16 protein-coding genes and 1 tRNA gene are annotated in these 15,662 nt (G+C 55.7%); 15 read left to right on the top strand and 2 right to left on the bottom strand.

Features of this window, described 5'->3' with window-relative positions; genetic code table 11:
* Positions 1–7 precede the first annotated feature (7 nt).
* Both pstC and pstS read right to left on the bottom strand, forming a co-directional pair.
* A complete protein-coding gene (pstC, locus tag N7220_RS04405; RefSeq protein WP_283150252.1) occupies positions 8–964 on the bottom strand; it encodes a phosphate ABC transporter permease subunit PstC in 957 nt (318 codons plus the stop codon).
* Between the two features lie 125 nt (positions 965–1,089).
* A complete protein-coding gene (gene pstS, locus N7220_RS04400) occupies positions 1,090–2,130 on the bottom strand; it encodes a phosphate ABC transporter substrate-binding protein PstS (protein WP_283150251.1) in 1,041 nt (346 codons plus the stop codon).
* Positions 2,131–2,539: 409 nt separating this feature from the next.
* On the opposite strand from pstS, the gene tpiA reads away from it, so the two are divergent.
* The 15 genes from tpiA (at position 2,540) to nuoL (ending at position 15,642) form a co-directional block, all read left to right on the top strand.
* Positions 2,540–3,250 (top strand): triose-phosphate isomerase, encoded by a 711-nt coding sequence (gene tpiA / locus N7220_RS04395; protein ID WP_283150250.1) that lies wholly within the window; start codon positions 2,540–2,542, stop codon positions 3,248–3,250.
* 106 nt (positions 3,251–3,356) lie between these two features.
* The gene (secG, locus tag N7220_RS04390; RefSeq protein ID WP_283150249.1) at positions 3,357–3,692 is read left to right on the top strand and encodes a preprotein translocase subunit SecG; all 336 of its coding nucleotides are present in this window, start codon (positions 3,357–3,359) and stop codon (positions 3,690–3,692) included.
* A gap of 34 nt (positions 3,693–3,726) precedes the next feature.
* Positions 3,727–3,811: transfer RNA gene (locus N7220_RS04385), tRNA-Leu, on the top strand.
* Between the two features lie 202 nt (positions 3,812–4,013).
* The gene (ndhC, locus tag N7220_RS04380) at positions 4,014–4,382 is read left to right on the top strand and encodes an NADH-quinone oxidoreductase subunit A (RefSeq protein ID WP_283150248.1); all 369 of its coding nucleotides are present in this window, start codon (positions 4,014–4,016) and stop codon (positions 4,380–4,382) included.
* Positions 4,383–4,386: 4 nt separating this feature from the next.
* On the top strand, positions 4,387–4,896 hold the full coding sequence (locus N7220_RS04375; protein ID WP_283150247.1) for a NuoB/complex I 20 kDa subunit family protein: 510 nt from the start codon (positions 4,387–4,389) through the stop codon (positions 4,894–4,896).
* An 8-nt stretch (positions 4,897–4,904) separates the two neighbouring features.
* Positions 4,905–5,504, top strand: coding sequence for an NADH-quinone oxidoreductase subunit C (locus tag N7220_RS04370; protein ID WP_390901566.1), 600 nt, complete (start codon positions 4,905–4,907; stop codon positions 5,502–5,504).
* The gene (locus N7220_RS04365; RefSeq protein WP_283150246.1) at positions 5,494–6,750 is read left to right on the top strand and encodes an NADH-quinone oxidoreductase subunit D; all 1,257 of its coding nucleotides are present in this window, start codon (positions 5,494–5,496) and stop codon (positions 6,748–6,750) included. Before N7220_RS04370 ends, N7220_RS04365 begins: the two co-directional genes overlap by 11 nt.
* Positions 6,750–7,223 (top strand): NADH-quinone oxidoreductase subunit NuoE, encoded by a 474-nt coding sequence (gene nuoE, locus N7220_RS04360; protein WP_283150245.1) that lies wholly within the window; start codon positions 6,750–6,752, stop codon positions 7,221–7,223. The genes N7220_RS04365 and nuoE overlap by 1 nt, the downstream gene beginning before the upstream one ends.
* A complete protein-coding gene (gene nuoF, locus N7220_RS04355; protein WP_283150244.1) occupies positions 7,223–8,512 on the top strand; it encodes an NADH-quinone oxidoreductase subunit NuoF in 1,290 nt (429 codons plus the stop codon). Before nuoE ends, nuoF begins: the two co-directional genes overlap by 1 nt.
* Positions 8,513–8,690: 178 nt before the next feature.
* The gene (gene nuoG, locus N7220_RS04350) at positions 8,691–10,994 is read left to right on the top strand and encodes an NADH-quinone oxidoreductase subunit NuoG (protein WP_283150243.1); all 2,304 of its coding nucleotides are present in this window, start codon (positions 8,691–8,693) and stop codon (positions 10,992–10,994) included.
* A 14-nt stretch (positions 10,995–11,008) separates the two neighbouring features.
* On the top strand, positions 11,009–12,079 hold the full coding sequence (gene nuoH / locus N7220_RS04345) for an NADH-quinone oxidoreductase subunit NuoH (RefSeq protein ID WP_283150242.1): 1,071 nt from the start codon (positions 11,009–11,011) through the stop codon (positions 12,077–12,079).
* Between the two features lie 24 nt (positions 12,080–12,103).
* The gene (nuoI, locus tag N7220_RS04340) at positions 12,104–12,583 is read left to right on the top strand and encodes an NADH-quinone oxidoreductase subunit NuoI (RefSeq protein WP_283151398.1); all 480 of its coding nucleotides are present in this window, start codon (positions 12,104–12,106) and stop codon (positions 12,581–12,583) included.
* Between the two features lie 30 nt (positions 12,584–12,613).
* Complete coding sequence (locus N7220_RS04335) at positions 12,614–13,258, top strand: NADH-quinone oxidoreductase subunit J (protein ID WP_283150241.1); 645 nt, start codon at positions 12,614–12,616, stop codon at positions 13,256–13,258.
* Positions 13,259–13,269: 11 nt separating this feature from the next.
* Positions 13,270–13,575, top strand: coding sequence for an NADH-quinone oxidoreductase subunit NuoK (gene nuoK, locus N7220_RS04330; RefSeq protein ID WP_283150240.1), 306 nt, complete (start codon positions 13,270–13,272; stop codon positions 13,573–13,575).
* A gap of 33 nt (positions 13,576–13,608) precedes the next feature.
* A complete protein-coding gene (nuoL, locus tag N7220_RS04325; RefSeq protein WP_283150239.1) occupies positions 13,609–15,642 on the top strand; it encodes an NADH-quinone oxidoreductase subunit L in 2,034 nt (677 codons plus the stop codon).
* Positions 15,643–15,662 lie beyond the last annotated feature (20 nt).

The raw sequence follows: 15,662 nt of genomic DNA, 5'->3' as shown, positions 1-15,662 counted from the left end.
GCTCCGCTCAGGAAGATTTGCCTTCTGCGCGTTGCATGCGCAGAAGCATCAGCTTGGAAATCGTCAGCACCACAAAGGTGATGAAGAACAGCAACAGGCCCAGGAAAATCAGGCTGCTGGTATGCAGTACGGTGGTCGCTTCGGTGAACTCGTTGGCCAGTGTGGCCGAGATCGAGGTCGAAGGATCAAACAGGCTGTGGATGGGTTGCTGTGCGTTACCAATCACAAAGGTGATCGCCATGGTTTCACCCAAGGCACGGCCCAGACCCAGCATCACACCGCCGACCACACCGTTACGGGTATAGGGCAGAACCACGTTCCAGACGACTTCCCAAGTGGTGCCGCCAAGGCCGTAGGCGGATTCCTTGAGCATCGGTGGGACGACTTCAAACACGTCGCGCATGACTGACGATACATACGGAATGACCATCACCGACAGGATCAAACCGGCGGTCAGCATACCGATACCCATGGGTGGACCGTCGAACAAGCCGCCAATCAACGGCAGGCCGGCGCTATGTTCGGCCAGCCACGGTTGCACGTTGTCGGCAAACCACGGTGCGAACACAAACAGACCCCACATGCCGTAAATGATCGATGGCACGCCAGCGAGCAATTCAATGGCAATGCCCAACGGGCGACGCAGCCATACGGGTGAAAGTTCGGTCAGGAAAATCGCAATGCCAAAGCTCACCGGCACGCCGATCAACAAGGCAATGAAAGAAGAGAGCAGGGTGCCGCGAATTGAGTTCCAGCCACCGAATTTTTCAGTGACGGGGTTCCAGTCGGTACCCGTGATAAAGCCGAAGCCATACTCTTTGATCGCCGGCCAGGCGCCGATCAGGAGCGAAAGAATGATGCCCGCCAACAGGACGAGCACAAAAAAAGCAAAAAAGCGGGTGGTGCCGCGGAATATACGGTCTTGCAGCATTTGCTGCCGCAGCCGCTGTTCTTGTGAAGTCATCTGCTTCTCCGGGGTCGGCTTAACAACAACAGGAGCCAACCCGGCTCCTGTTGTTTGTGGCGCGTACTCAGGGTGCATTTTATCGTTCATGCCAGTCCCTTGTACTTATTATGCCGTTAGCCGTCTTACTTCCAGACTGGCGCGTTGCTGTTGTCGGTGATTTGCTTCCACGACGAGCGGATCACGTCCTTGACGTCGTTTGGCATTGGCACATAGTCCAGGCCCGAAGCAGTCTGGTCGCCATTGGCGTAGGACCAGTCAAAGAACTTCAACACTTCTTTGCCTTGTTCCGGCTTGTCTTGTTTCTTTTGCATCAGGGCAAACGTGGCACCGGTGATTGGCCATGCAGTCTTGCCGGCTTGTTCGGTCAGGATCACGTAGAAGCCAGGTGCGCTCTTCCAGTCGGCGCCAGCAGCAGCAGCCTTGAATGCAGCTTCAGTCGGTGCAACAAACTCACCCGACTTGTTCTGCAGGTTGATGTAGTTCATCTTGTTCTGCTTGGCGTACGCGTATTCCACGTAACCAATCGCGCCCTTGATGCGCTGAACGTATTGAGCAACACCTTCGTTACCCTTGCCACCTACACCGCTTGGCCATTGCACGGTTGCATCTTCGCCAACCTTGCTCTTCCAGTCGGCGTTAACCTTGGACAGGTAGTTGGTGAAAATGAAGGTTGTGCCGGAACCGTCAGCGCGGTGAACCACGGTGATGGCTGAATCAGGCAGTTTTGCAGTCGGGTTCAGCTTGGCAATGGCCGGGTCATTCCACTTCTTGATCTTGCCCAGGAAAATGTCAGCCAGTACGGAGCCGTTCAGCTTCAGGTCACCGCCTTTGATGCCAACCAGATTGGCAACCGGCACCACACCGCCCATTGCTACCGGGAACTGTACCAGGCCAGCCTTATCCAGCTCTTCTTGCTTGAGCGGCTTGTCGGAGGCGCCAAAGTCAACAGTCTTGGCCTGGATTTGCTTGATACCGCCACCCGAACCGATAGATTGATAGTTCAGACCCACGCCGGTCTTGGCCTTGTAGGTTTCTGCCCATTTGGCGGCCAGCGGGTAAATAAAGGTAGAACCAGCGCCGGTGATATCGGCAGCCATGGCTTGAGCAGTAAAGAGGCCAGCAGTCAGGCCCAGCGATACGAGCACTTTGCGCCCATATGTCATGATGTTTTTCTCCGGTTGAGCAACGACGGGTACCATTCCCGACTCGGCGGCATCCTAGACCTGAAGTGTTTCCGAAATATTACAAGTCGGTGTCACATTACTCCCATGGATGCAGGAGTAATCTCAGGTGAATGATATTAAAGAGAAATGTTGTTTTGACGTAACTGGCACCTGCTTGAAAATCCGACAACCAGTCGGCTCGCGCATACAACGGGCTGCAACAAACCGACGCCCGACCCAGTCTGATACATGAGTATTAGTGATGTTGCGGCGTGGCGGATGACTCATTCACCGTGGCATGTCGCCAAATGACTGTTAATCCAGTGTTTCACGCCGCCCGCCAGGTTTGACGCACCCTACGCGCGCGGCCTACAATCGCGTTCTTTTGCAAACCACATTGGTATGTGGCATGGCCAAGCAACTGGTAGTTGGTAACTGGAAAATGCATGGCAGCGTCGGGCAAGTGCGCTCGGTGGTGCCAGAGCTGGCAAGAGCTGAACTCGGCTCCAATGTCTCGATTTGCATGCCTTATCCTTATTTGTCGCTAGCCAAGTCCTTGCTGGTGGATACCCCGGTGCAACTGGGGGCACAGGATTTGTGCGAATTTCATATTGGTGCATACACCGGCGAAGTCTCAGCCGCGATGCTGGCGGACGTAGGGTGTGAACTGGTGATCATTGGTCACTCCGAGCGCCGCACTTATTTTGGTGAGACCAGTGAAACAGCCGCGCGCAAGGTTCGCGCAGCGCTGGATGCCGGTTTGCTGCCAATCTACTGCGTTGGCGAAAGCCAGGCACAGCGTGATCAAGGCGTGGCGCGCGATGTCATTGCCGATGAGCTGAAAGTATTGTCTGGCGTGCCAACAAGTTTGTATGCGGTCGCGTACGAACCGATGTGGGCAGTGGGTACCGGCGTAACGGCTGCACCTGAACAAATCGCAGAAATGCATGCGTTCATCAAGCAGACGTTAAGTCAGCATACCTGCGTGCTATATGGCGGAAGTGTAAAGGGAAACAACGCCGCAGCCATCATGGGAGTCGATGGCGTGGACGGGGTTCTGGTTGGGGGTGCGGCGCTTTCGGCGACCGAATTTTTGCGGATTTGCCGCGCTGCACATTAATGCAAATGTAATCCTTGCGCAGGGTCAACAGCGTTGTAATGACCTTGCCTTTGATTGCAAAAATACCACGGCGGCGCTAGAATTCGCGCCGCGTTGATGAGAAAAGATGGAACTTCTTAAAAGCCTCGTTTTGATTGTGAATGTGTTGTCTGCACTGACGACAATCGTTCTCGTCCTGATGCAGCACGGCAAAGGTGCGGACATGGGTGCAGCCTTCGGTAGCGGTTCGGCTGGCAGCTTGTTCGGCTCTTCCGGTTCGGCGAACTTTTTGAGCCGTAGTACCGCTGTGCTGGCAACTGTCTTTTTCGCAAGCAGCCTTGCTCTGGTCATGCTGACTTCGCCAAGCCGGTCTTCCGAGTTGGGCGTGATGGGCGATGTTAAGGCTGTGGCTTCGGCGCCTGCAACGGCATCCGTGCCAGCGCAAAGCAAGATCCCTGAATAATCGCTGCCCGGTTATTGTTCAGGTGTTGTACCAGGCCGACATGGTGGAATTGGTAGACACGCTATCTTGAGGGGGTAGTGGCTGCGGCCGTGAGAGTTCGAGTCTCTCTGTCGGCACCAAGGATTCGGAAAAACGCCGGGGCAACAATCCCGGCGTTTTTTCCTGTATGAAATCAGTGCTTCTTTGCGTTGATCAAGTAAATCGGGCCTGCTGGCGGTATTCGCAGGCTGCAGTACCAGGTTTCAGAAATAGCTTCAGTAAAAAAATAGTCGCAACCGTTTCATTTCTATTTGTCTGTAATTGATCTTATCGGGGATCGACATGCTACAGAATTACTTCCCCATATTGCTCTTCATCATCGTCGGTACGTTGATCGGTGGAGGGTTGATGGCCATGGGTGGGCTTTTTAGTCGTCTGCTTGGAACCTACAAGCCGGACCCCGCAAAACTCTCCCCTTATGAATGTGGTTTCGAAGCGTTTGAAGATGCGCGTATCCAGTTTGACGTGCGCTACTACCTCGTTGCCATCCTGTTCATTCTGTTCGATCTGGAAGTGGCCTTCCTCGTGCCTTGGGCGCTCGTGCTCAAGGAAATCGGCTCTTTCGGTTTCTTTTCCATGTTGATTTTCCTGGCCATCCTCGTTGTCGGTTTCGCCTACGAGTGGATGAAGGGCGCGCTGGAGTGGGAGTAAAGCAATGACTGCAGCTGCATCGCAAAGTCTTGAAAAAGGTTTCGTTACTACATCCGTTGATGCGGTAATGAATTGGGCACGTACCGGCTCGTTGTGGCCGATGACGTTTGGTCTGGCCTGTTGTGCGGTCGAGATGATGCACGCGGGCGCCGCGCGTTATGACCTCGACCGTTTCGGTATCGTGTTCCGCCCGTCGCCACGCCAATCCGATCTGATGATTGTTGCCGGTACGCTGTGCAACAAAATGGCACCGGCCCTGCGCAAGGTGTACGACCAGATGCCGGAGCCACGCTGGGTGCTCTCCATGGGCTCCTGTGCCAACGGTGGTGGTTACTATCACTATTCTTATTCAGTGGTGCGCGGCTGTGACCGTATCGTGCCGGTGGATATCTATGTCCCGGGCTGCCCGCCAACGGCCGAAGCCTTGCTCTATGGTTTGATCCAGATGCAGAACAAGATCAAGCGGACCAACACCATCGCCCGGGCTCGCCAGCTCGAGCAGGCGAACGGGTGAGGTGACTTGTGGCAAAAACCCTGAATCAACTGATTGAAGACATCAAGCGTGTACTGGGTGACGACAAAATCTCGTCGCTGACCATGGCGCTGGATGAAGTAACGCTCGAAGTGCCCGCCGCCAAATTGATCGAAGCCGCAACCTTGCTGCGCGATCACGCTGATCTGCGTTTTGAGGCCAATGTCGACCTTTGCGGCGTGGATTACAGCACCTACGGTGATGGCGCGTGGACCGGTCTGCGTTTCGCGTCCGTTTCGCACCTGTTGTCTTATACCCACAACATCCGTCTGCGTTTGCGCGTGTTCTGTCCGGATGATGATTTCCCGGTCATCGCTTCGCTGATCGATATCTGGCCGGGCGTGAACTGGTTTGAACGCGAGTCGTTCGACCTGTACGGCATTATCTATGAAGGCCACCCGGATCTGCGTCGTATCCTGACCGACTACGGTTTTGTCGGTCACCCGTTCCGTAAAGACTTCCCGTTGTCCGGTTACGTTGAAATGCGTTACGACCCGGAACAATCCCGCGTGATCTATCAGCCGGTCACCATCGAACCGCGCGAAGTCGTACCGCGCATCATTCGCGAGGAGAACTACGGTGGCGTCTGAAATCCGTAATTACACCCTGAACTTTGGCCCGCAACATCCGGCCGCACACGGCGTGCTGCGTCTGGTGCTGGAGCTGGATGGTGAAGTGGTTGAGCGTGCCGACCCGCACATTGGTCTGTTGCACCGCGCTACTGAAAAGCTGGCCGAATCCAAGACGTTTATCCAGTCTCTGCCTTATATGGACCGTCTCGACTATGTGTCGATGATGGCCAATGAGCATGCGTATTGCATGGCAATTGAAAAGCTGATTGGCCTGGAAGTGCCGATCCGCGCGCAATACATTCGCGTGATGTTTGATGAAATCACCCGGATTCTGAATCACCTGATGTGGATTGGCTCGCACGGCCTCGATTGCGGCGCGATGACCATCTTCTTGTACGCCTTCCGCGAACGTGAAGACCTGATGGACTGCTACGAAGCGGTCTCGGGCGCGCGTATGCATGCTGCGTACTATCGTCCAGGTGGTGTGTACCGCGACTTGCCAGACCAGATGCCCAAGTATCAGGCATCCAAGGTGCGCAACGCGGCTGCCATCAAGCGCCTGAACGAAAACCGCGAAGGCTCGCTGCTCGATTTCATTGAAGACTTCACCAATCGTTTCCCGACTTATGTCGACGAATACGAAACCCTGCTGACCGATAACCGCATCTGGAAACAACGTACCGTGGGTATCGGTGTGTTGACGCCGGAACGCGCCATGGCGCTGGGGCTGACCGGCGCCATGCTGCGTGGCTCGGGTGTGGAATGGGATCTGCGCAAGAAACAGCCGTACGAAGTGTACGACAAGCTGGACTTTGATATTCCGGTCGGCAAAAACGGTGACTGTTACGACCGTTATCTGGTTCGCGTTGAAGAAATGCGCCAGTCCAACCGCATCATCAAGCAGTGTATCGCCTGGTTGCGTGCCAATCCGGGTCCGGTCATTACCGAAAACTACAAGGTGGCGCCACCTTCACGTGTTGACATGAAGAGCAACATGGAAGAGCTGATCCACCACTTCAAGTTGTTCACTGAAGGCATGCATGTGCCAGCGGGCGAAGCTTATGCCGCCGTTGAACATCCGAAGGGTGAGTTCGGTATCTATATGATCTCCGACGGCGCCAACAAGCCTTACCGCTTGAAGATTCGTCCGCCCGGTTATGTGCATTTGTCTGCGCTCGACGAAATGTCGCGCGGTCACATGCTGTCCGACGTTGTGGCCATTATCGGCACGCAAGATATCGTATTTGGTGAGGTGGATCGCTGATGTTGTCCCCGGAATCCCTCGCGCAGATCGACCGTGAACTGACCAAGTATCCGGCCGACAAAAAGCGTTCGGCGCTCATGTCTGCGCTGCGTATTGCCCAGGTTGAAAAAGGCTGGCTGGCTAACGAAACCATCGAGTTCGTGGCTAACTACCTTGACCTGCCGCCGGTTGCAGCGCTGGAAGTCGCCACGTTCTACAACATGTTCCAGCTCAAGCCCATTGGCAAAAACAAACTGACCGTTTGTACCAATTTGCCCTGTGCCTTGTCTGGCGGTGCCGACGCTGGCAAATACCTGCAGCAAAAGCTGGGTATTGGCTACGGCGAAACCACTGCTGACGGCAAGTTCACGCTAATGGAAGGCGAATGTATGGGCGCCTGTGGTTATGCGCCGGTAATGCTGCTGAACAATCACAGCATGTGCAGCCATATGACGCCCGAAGCAATCGACAAGAAACTGGCGGAGCTCGAATAATGGCTACGTATGTAAATGGCGTCGTTTTCGAGGGCGTGGACTTCTCCAACCCAGATTGCTGGCGTATCGACGAATACATCAAGCGTGGCGGTTATGCTGCGCTGAAGAAAATTGCCGAAGAAAAACTGACGCAAGATTCGATCATTGCTGAAATGAAGACCTCGGCCCTGCGTGGTCGTGGTGGTGCGGGCTTCCCGACCGGCCTGAAATGGTCGTTCATGCCGCGCAGCTTTCCTGGCCAGAAATACCTCGTCTGTAATACCGACGAAGGCGAGCCGGGTACCTTCAAAGATCTGGACATCATCAAGTACAACCCGCACGCGTTGATCGAAGGCATGATCATCGGCGGGTTCACCATGGGTGCCACGGTCGGCTACAACTACATTCACGGCGAAGTGTTCGAAGCCTATCTGCGCTTTGAAGAAGCGCTGGAAGAAGCCCGCAAAGCTGGCTTCCTGGGCGACAACATTCTCGGCGCGGGTTTCAACTTCCAGCTGCACGCTCACCATGGTTATGGCGCGTACATCTGCGGTGAAGAAACCGCATTGCTGGAGTCGCTGGAAGGCAAGAAAGGCCAGCCGCGCTTCAAACCGCCATTCCCCGCCAGCTTTGGTCTGTATGGCAAGCCGACCACGATCAACAACACCGAAACCTATGCGTCCGTGCCGTATATCGTGCGCAATGGTGGTCAGAAATTCCTGGAACTGGGCAAGCCGAACAACGGCGGTACCAAGCTGTTCTCGGTTTCCGGCCATGTGAATCGTCCGGGTAACTATGAAGTGCCGCTGGGTATGCCTTTCCCGGAATTGCTGGAACTGGCTGGCGGCATGCGCAACGGCAAGAAACTTAAAGCGGTCATCCCTGGTGGTTCGTCCGCGCCGGTACTGCCGGCCGAAATCATGATGAATACCACCATGGACTTTGACTCGATCTCCAAAGCGGGTTCGATGCTGGGTTCCGGTGCGGTCATCGTGATGGACGAAGACACCTGCATGGTCAAGGCGCTGGAGCGTCTGTCGTATTTCTATTTTGAAGAGTCTTGCGGTCAATGTACGCCGTGTCGTGAAGGCACTGGCTGGTTGTACCGCGTGATTCACCGCATCGAGCACGGCCAGGGGCGTCCGGAAGATCTGGATCTGCTGTTGTCCGTCGGTGGCAATATCGCGGGCCGCACTATTTGTGCGCTGGGCGACGCTGCCGTGATGCCGGTGCAAGGCATGCTCAAGCACTTCCGTAGCGAATTCGAATATCACATCGAAAACAAACGCTGCCTGGTGCCTGGCTACTAACCGGACGCTTTGAGGTTGACCGGTAGGCGAGCGAGCCAAAGTAGTTCGTTTTCGCCCGAAGCACAGCAACCGGAACGGACATGAAGTCCGTGAGGATTGCGAGCATCGAACGGAAACGAAATACGCAGGCGCAGTCGCCTAATGAAGATTTTTTGAAGAATTAACTGGATCGCTCGATATGCTGGAAGTTGAAATCGACGGTAACAAACTGACAGTCCCCGGTGGCAGCACCGTGATGGATGCCGCCACTTCGATTGGCGTGTTTATCCCTCACTTTTGCTACCACAAAAAACTGTCCATCGCGGCGAACTGCCGGATGTGCCTGGTGCAAGTTGAAAAAGCCCCGAAACCGTTGCCCGCCTGTGCGACGCCGGTTACGGATGGCATGAAGGTCTGGACCCATTCGGATGCCGCCGTGAAAGCCCAGAAGGGCGTCATGGAATTCCTGCTGATCAACCACCCGCTTGATTGCCCGATTTGTGACCAGGGCGGCGAGTGCCAGTTGCAGGATCTGGCCGTGGGTTATGGTCAATCCGGCTCGCGCTACGAAGAAGAAAAGCGCTCGGTGGTCAACAAGAACCTCGGCCCGCTGATCTCGACCGACATGACGCGTTGCATTCACTGCACCCGTTGTGTGCGCTTTACCGAAGAAGTTGCGGGCTTCCAGGAGCTGGGCATGCCCGGCCGTGGCGAGCACTCGGAAATCATGAGCTTCATCGGCAAAACCGTGAACTCCGAAATTTCCGGCAACGTGATCGATCTGTGCCCGGTAGGCGCGTTGACTTCCAAGCCGTTCCGCTTCTCGGCACGGACATGGGAATTGTCCCGTCGCAAATCGGTCAGCCCGCACGATGGTCTGGGTTCCAACCTGATCGTTCAGGTCAAGGATCACCAGGTCAAACGCGTACTGCCGCTGGAAAACGAAGCCGTCAACGAATGCTGGCTGTCGGACCGCGACCGTTATTCGTACGAAGCCCTCAATAGTGGTGAGCGTCTGCAAAAGCCGCTGATCAAGCAGGGTGGGGCATGGCAAGAAGTAGACTGGACTGTTGCGCTGGAATACGTGGCCAACGGCTTGAAGTCGGTAATCGAAGAACACGGCGCCGATAACGTGGCCGCGCTGGCTTCGCCGAGCAGTACGCTGGAAGAACTGTTCCTGCTGAAGAAACTGGCTGCCGGTCTGGGCGTGAAGAACACCGCCGCCAACCTGCGTCAGCAAGATGCCTCGTTCGCAACTGCCGGTGTGCAGTGGCTGGGCCAGAGCATTGTTGAACTGGCAGAAAACGACGCCGTACTGGTGATCGGTTCCACATTGCGTAAAGAGCAGCCGCTGCTGGCCCAACGTCTGCGCCAGTCGGTGAAGAAGGGTCTGAAGCTGGCCGTGGTTAATCCGCACAATGACGACCTGCTGACCACGCTGCACGGTTCGCTGGTAACCCGTCCGGATCAACTGGTTGAAGGCGCGCTGGAAGTACTCAAGGCCGTTGCCGAGCAGAAGGGCGCTAGCGTTCCGGCTCATATCGATGTGGCTGGAGTGACTGTTTCCGAACAAGCCCTTGCTATCGCCACCACGCTGGTTGCCAGCGAGAAAGTGGGTGTGCTGCTGGGTAACCTGGCTGTTGAAGGTGTCCGCGCTGCTGAACTGCACGCTGTGGCAACTGCGATCGCCGAAATCAGCGGTGCCAAGCTGGGCGTGCTGACTTCGGGTGCCAATGCGGTTGGTGCGCAACTGATCGGTTTCAACGCAACCGCTGGGGCATTCGCCAAGCCGAAGAAAGCCTACGTGCTGTTGAACGCGGAAGTCGATTTCGATACCGCCAACGCGCCGCAAGCGCTGGCTGCGGTTGAGCAAGCTGAAATGGTTGTCGTGCTGTCGCCGTTCCAGTCCTGCGCTTATGACTACGCAGACGTGATTCTGCCGGTTTCGCCATTTGCTGAAACCTCCGGCACCTTCATCAATCTGGAAAGCCGCCCACAAAGCTTCAACGGTGTGGTGCGTCCGCTGGGCGAAACCCGCCCGGCCTGGAAGGTGTTCCGCGTGCTGGGCAACCTGCTGGGTCTGGCTGGCTTTGAATTTGCATCGTCTGAAGAAGTACGCGACGAAGCATTGGCCAACGGCATTGAAGGCAAGCTGAACAATGCACCGGCTGCTGCGGTGAATGTGAAGCCGGTTGCTGCATCGGGTCTGACTCGTCTGGCTGAAGTGCCGCTGTACCAGATCGATGCGCTGGTGCGTCGTGCGCCAAGCCTGCAAGCCACCGTTGATGCACAGTCCGCTGCGACCTTGCGTGCCAACGCAACAACGCTGGCAACGCTGGGTCTGGTTGCTGGCGATCAGGCGAAAGTAGTGCAGGGCGGTGAGGCAGTTCTCACGGTCGCACAAGATGATGCGTTGCTGGATCAAGTGGTTCGCATCGCTGCCGCACACCCGCTGACCCGTGGTCTTGATGGCGCGGCTGCGCTGCAAGTCGTCAAAGCATAAGGGCGATAACAATAATGGAACTTTTGACACACTTCTTTGCGGGGTTCATTGGCCAGGAGTGGGGCTTTGATGTCGCACTCGTTGTCTGGACTCTGCTCAAGATCGTGCTGATTGCAGTCCCGCTGATTCTGGGCGTGGCCTACATGACTTATGCCGAGCGCAAAGTCATTGGCTACATGCAGATTCGTATCGGCCCGAACCGGGTTGGTCCGCTGGGTTTGCTGCAGCCGTTTGCCGACGTGCTCAAGCTGCTGCTGAAAGAAATCATTGCACCTTCTGCATCCAGCAAAGGCTTGTTCTTTGTGGCGCCGGTGCTGGTGCTGATGCCAGCTTTGGCGGCTTGGGCGGTGATCCCGTTCTTCCCGGGTCTGGTGCTGGCTGACGTAAACATCGGTCTGCTGTACGTAATGGCGATTACTTCGCTGGGCGTATACGGCGTGATCATTGCCGGTTGGGCATCGAACTCCAAATATGCGTTCCTGGGTGCCATGCGTGCCGCGGCGCAGATGGTGTCCTACGAACTGGCGATGGGCTTTTCGCTGATCGGCGTGATGATGGTCTCCGGCAGTCTGAACATCAGCGACATCGTGATGCAGCAAGGCCACGGCGTTGCGGGCGGTTCGGTGCTGTCATGGAACTGGTTGCCGTTGCTGCCGCTGTTCGTTGTTTACTTCATCTCGGGCCTGGCTGAAACCAACCGCGCACCGTTTGACGTGACCGAAGGCGAGTCGGAAATCGTGGCCGGTCACATGATCGAATACTCGGGCATGAGCTTCGCGCTGTTCTTCCTGGCCGAATACATGAACATGATTTTGATCTCCGCTTTGGCGTCGGTCATGTTCCTGGGCGGCTGGTTGTCGCCGTTCCCGACCAGTGTGCCTTTCCTTGGCGCGCCAAGCTTTATCTGGTGGTTCCTGAAAGTAGCGTTGATGCTGTTCTTCTTCTTGTGGGCACGGGCGACTTTCCCGCGTTACCGCTATGACCAACTGATGCGTTTGGGCTGGAAAGTGTTTATTCCGGTAACTCTGGTTTGGATCGTGGTGGTTGGCGCGTGGATGCAAACGCCACTGTCGCTCTGGAAGTAAGGCGAGGATACAGACATGGATAGAATTTCCAATTTTTTCAAGACCTTCCTGCTCGTAGAGCTGGTCAAGGGTCTGATGCTCACCGGGCGTTACTTCTTCCAGCGCAAGATCACTGTGCAGTTTCCGGAAGAAAAAACCCCGTACAGCCCCCGTTTTCGCGGTTTGCATGCCCAGCGTCGCTACGCCAACGGTGAAGAGCGCTGCATTGCCTGCAAATTGTGTGAAGCTGTTTGCCCGGCCTTGGCAATTACGATTGAGTCGGACAAGCGTGATGACGGCACTCGCCGCACTACGCGTTATGACATCGATCTGACCAAGTGCATTTTCTGCGGTTTCTGTGAAGAAGCCTGTCCGGTCGACGCCATCGTGGAAACCCACATTCTGGAATACCACGGTGAAAAGCGTGGCGACCTGTACTACACCAAGCCGATGCTGCTGGCGGTGGGCGACAAGTACGAAGCCGAAATCGCGGCCAACAAAGCCGCTGACGCCAAGTACCGCTAAGCGAATCGAGACAAGGGATAGACGAACGCCATGACATCTGTCGTTATTTTCTACATCTTCGCCGCTGTATTGTTGCTGGCTAGCCTGGCAACCATCACCGCGAAGAATCCGGTACACGCTGCGTTGTACCTCATGCTCTCGTTCTTTACCGGCGCCGTGTTGTGGATGCTGATGAAGGCCGAGTTCCTGGCTGTTTCACTGGTGCTGGTGTATGTCGGCGCGGTGATGGTGCTGTTCCTCTTCGTGGTGATGATGCTGGACGTCAACTTCGAAGAGTTGCGCAAAGGCTTCTGGAAGCACGTGCCGCTGGCGGTAGTGGTTGCCGTCATCATGGTTGCGGAAATGATCATGGTGCTCAAGAACGACAGCGCCCAGATCGCCATTGCACACATGCCGGAACCGGCTGCGGGTTATAACAACGCTCGCGTACTGGGTAACCTGATTTACACCCAGTATTTCCTGCCGTTCCAGTTGGCTGCAGCCTTGCTGCTGGTGGGCATGATCGCCGCCATTGCGCTGACCCTGCGTAAACGCAAGAACACCAAATACATCAACCCGGCCAGCCAGATTGCCGTCAAGCGTGATGACCGCCTGCGTATCGTCAAGATGAACGTAGAAGCGCGTCCTACCGCTGGCGATGCCCCGGCTGCTGACGACCAACAACCGAAAGCCTAACGGAGCCCATAGTGCTGACACTCACTCATTACCTGGTGCTCTCGGCGATCCTGTTCTCGATCTCCGTGTTCGGTATTTTCATGAACCGCAAAAACCTGATCGTGTTGCTGATGGCCATCGAACTGATGTTGCTGGCGGTGAACATGAACTTTGTCGCCTTTTCGCAGTTTCTGGGCGATTCGGCGGGGCAAGTTTTTGTCTTCTTCATCCTGACCGTGGCCGCCGCTGAGTCGGCGATTGGTCTGGCGATTCTGGTCGTGCTGTTCCGCAATCTGCGGTCGATCAACGTCGAAGACCTGGGCAGCCTGAAGGGCTAACGAACAAGCAACGTCGGATTTCGGGTAAAAACAATGGATATCAAAACAATCTACCTGCTGATTCCCCTGGCGCCGCTGTTCGGTGCTTTGGTGGCAGGCCTCTTTGGCTGGGCGATCAGCCGCCGCGTCGCGCACTCGGTGACTATCGCCGGTGTGGCCGTGGCATTCGTACTGTCTGCCTGGACGTTGAACAATCTCATCAACGGTGGTGAGACCTACAACGGCACCGTTTACACCTGGATGACCATCAACGGTATCGACTTCAATGTCGGTTTCCTGGTGGACAAGCTGACCGCAATGATGATGTGCGTGGTGACCTTCGTGTCGCTGATGGTGCACATCTACACCATCGGTTACATGGAAGAAGACCCAGGCTACAACCGCTTCTTCAGCTATATCTCGCTGTTTACTTTCTCGATGTTGATGCTGGTCATGAGCAACAACTTCGTGCAGCTGTTCTTCGGCTGGGAAGCAGTGGGTCTGGTGTCGTACTTGCTGATCGGTTTCTGGTTCAAGCGTCCAACAGCTACCTTCGCCAACCTGAAGGCCTTCCTGGTTAACCGGGTAGGGGACTTCGGTTTCTTGTTGGGTATCGGCCTGGTGCTGTTCCACTTCGGTTCGCTGGACTACGCAACCGTGTTTGCCAAGGCGCCAGAACTGCAAAATGCAACCATCACCTTGTTCGCTGGCCATCCGTGGTCGCTGCTGAGCGTGACTTGTATCTTGCTGTTCATCGGTGCAATGGGTAAATCGGCGCAGTTCCCGCTGCACGTGTGGCTGCCCGATTCGATGGAAGGCCCGACCCCGATCTCCGCACTGATCCACGCGGCGACGATGGTGACCGCTGGTATCTTCATGGTTACCCGCATGTCGCCGATCTTTGAACTGTCAGATACCGCGCTGAACTTCGTGCTGGTGATCGGTTCGATTACCGCGCTGTTCATGGGTTTCCTCGGGATCATCCAGAACGACATCAAGCGCGTGGTGGCGTACTCCACGCTGTCTCAGCTGGGTTACATGACCGTAGCGCTGGGTGTATCGGCTTACTCCGTGGCCGTGTTCCACCTGATGACCCACGCGTTCTTCAAGGCTTTGCTGTTCCTTGGTGCCGGTTCGGTGATCATGGGTATGCATCACGACCAAGACATCCGCAACATGGGTGGTCTGCGTAAATACATGCCGATTACCTGGATCACCTCGCTGGTGGGTTCACTGGCGCTGATCGGTACCCCGTTCTTCGCGGGTTTCTACTCCAAAGATTCGATCATTGACGCGGTGGCTGCTTCGCACCTGCCAGGTGCCGGCTTTGCCCAGTTCGCGGTTATTGCCAGTGTGTTCGTAACGGCGCTGTACTCGTTCCGTATGTACTTCCTGGTATTCCACGGTAAAGAACGGTGGATGCAAAAGTCGCATGGTCACGATCATGATCATCATGACGACCACGGCGAAGAGCATCACGGTCTGGGCCCGAATGACAAACCGCATGAGTCGCCTTGGGTTGTAACGTTGCCGCTGATCTTGCTGGCGATTCCGTCGGTGATCATCGGTGCCATCGCTATCCAGCCGATGTTGTTCGGTGACTTCTTCAAGGGTGTGATCTTTGTGAACAGCGAAGCTCACCCTGCGATGGAAGAACTGAGCCACGAGTTCCATGGCTGGTTCGATATGGCGCTTCATTCGGTTGCAACCTTGCCGCTGTGGCTGGCGATTGCCGGTGTCGTGGTTGCCTGGTTCTTCTACACCCAGCGTCCGGACATTCCGGCGGCGATCAAGGCCAAAACCGGCCCGATCAACACGCTGCTGGAAAACAAGTACTACATGGATTTCCTGTATATCAACATCTTTGCTGCTGCCGGCCGCGCCATTGGTACCGTGCTGTGGAAGGTGGGTGATGCGCTGCTGATTGATGGTCTGGTAGTGAATGGTGCAGCCAAGGTCGTGCAGATGTTTGCCTTCCTGACCCGTCGTTTGCAAACGGGCTACATCTATCACTATGCATTTGCCATGATTCTGGGCGCGCTGGTGTTGATGACCTTGTGGCTGGGCGGTCTGGCGTTCGCGCACTGATTCCAGGTTGGTTTACGAGT

The sequence above is a fragment of the Silvimonas soli genome (assembly GCF_030035605.1).
In the GTDB taxonomy this organism is placed as follows: Bacteria; Pseudomonadota; Gammaproteobacteria; order Burkholderiales; family Chitinibacteraceae; genus Silvimonas; species Silvimonas soli.
Note: the sequence above shows the minus strand (reverse complement) of the source record. Positions and strands in the feature narration are given on the sequence as shown.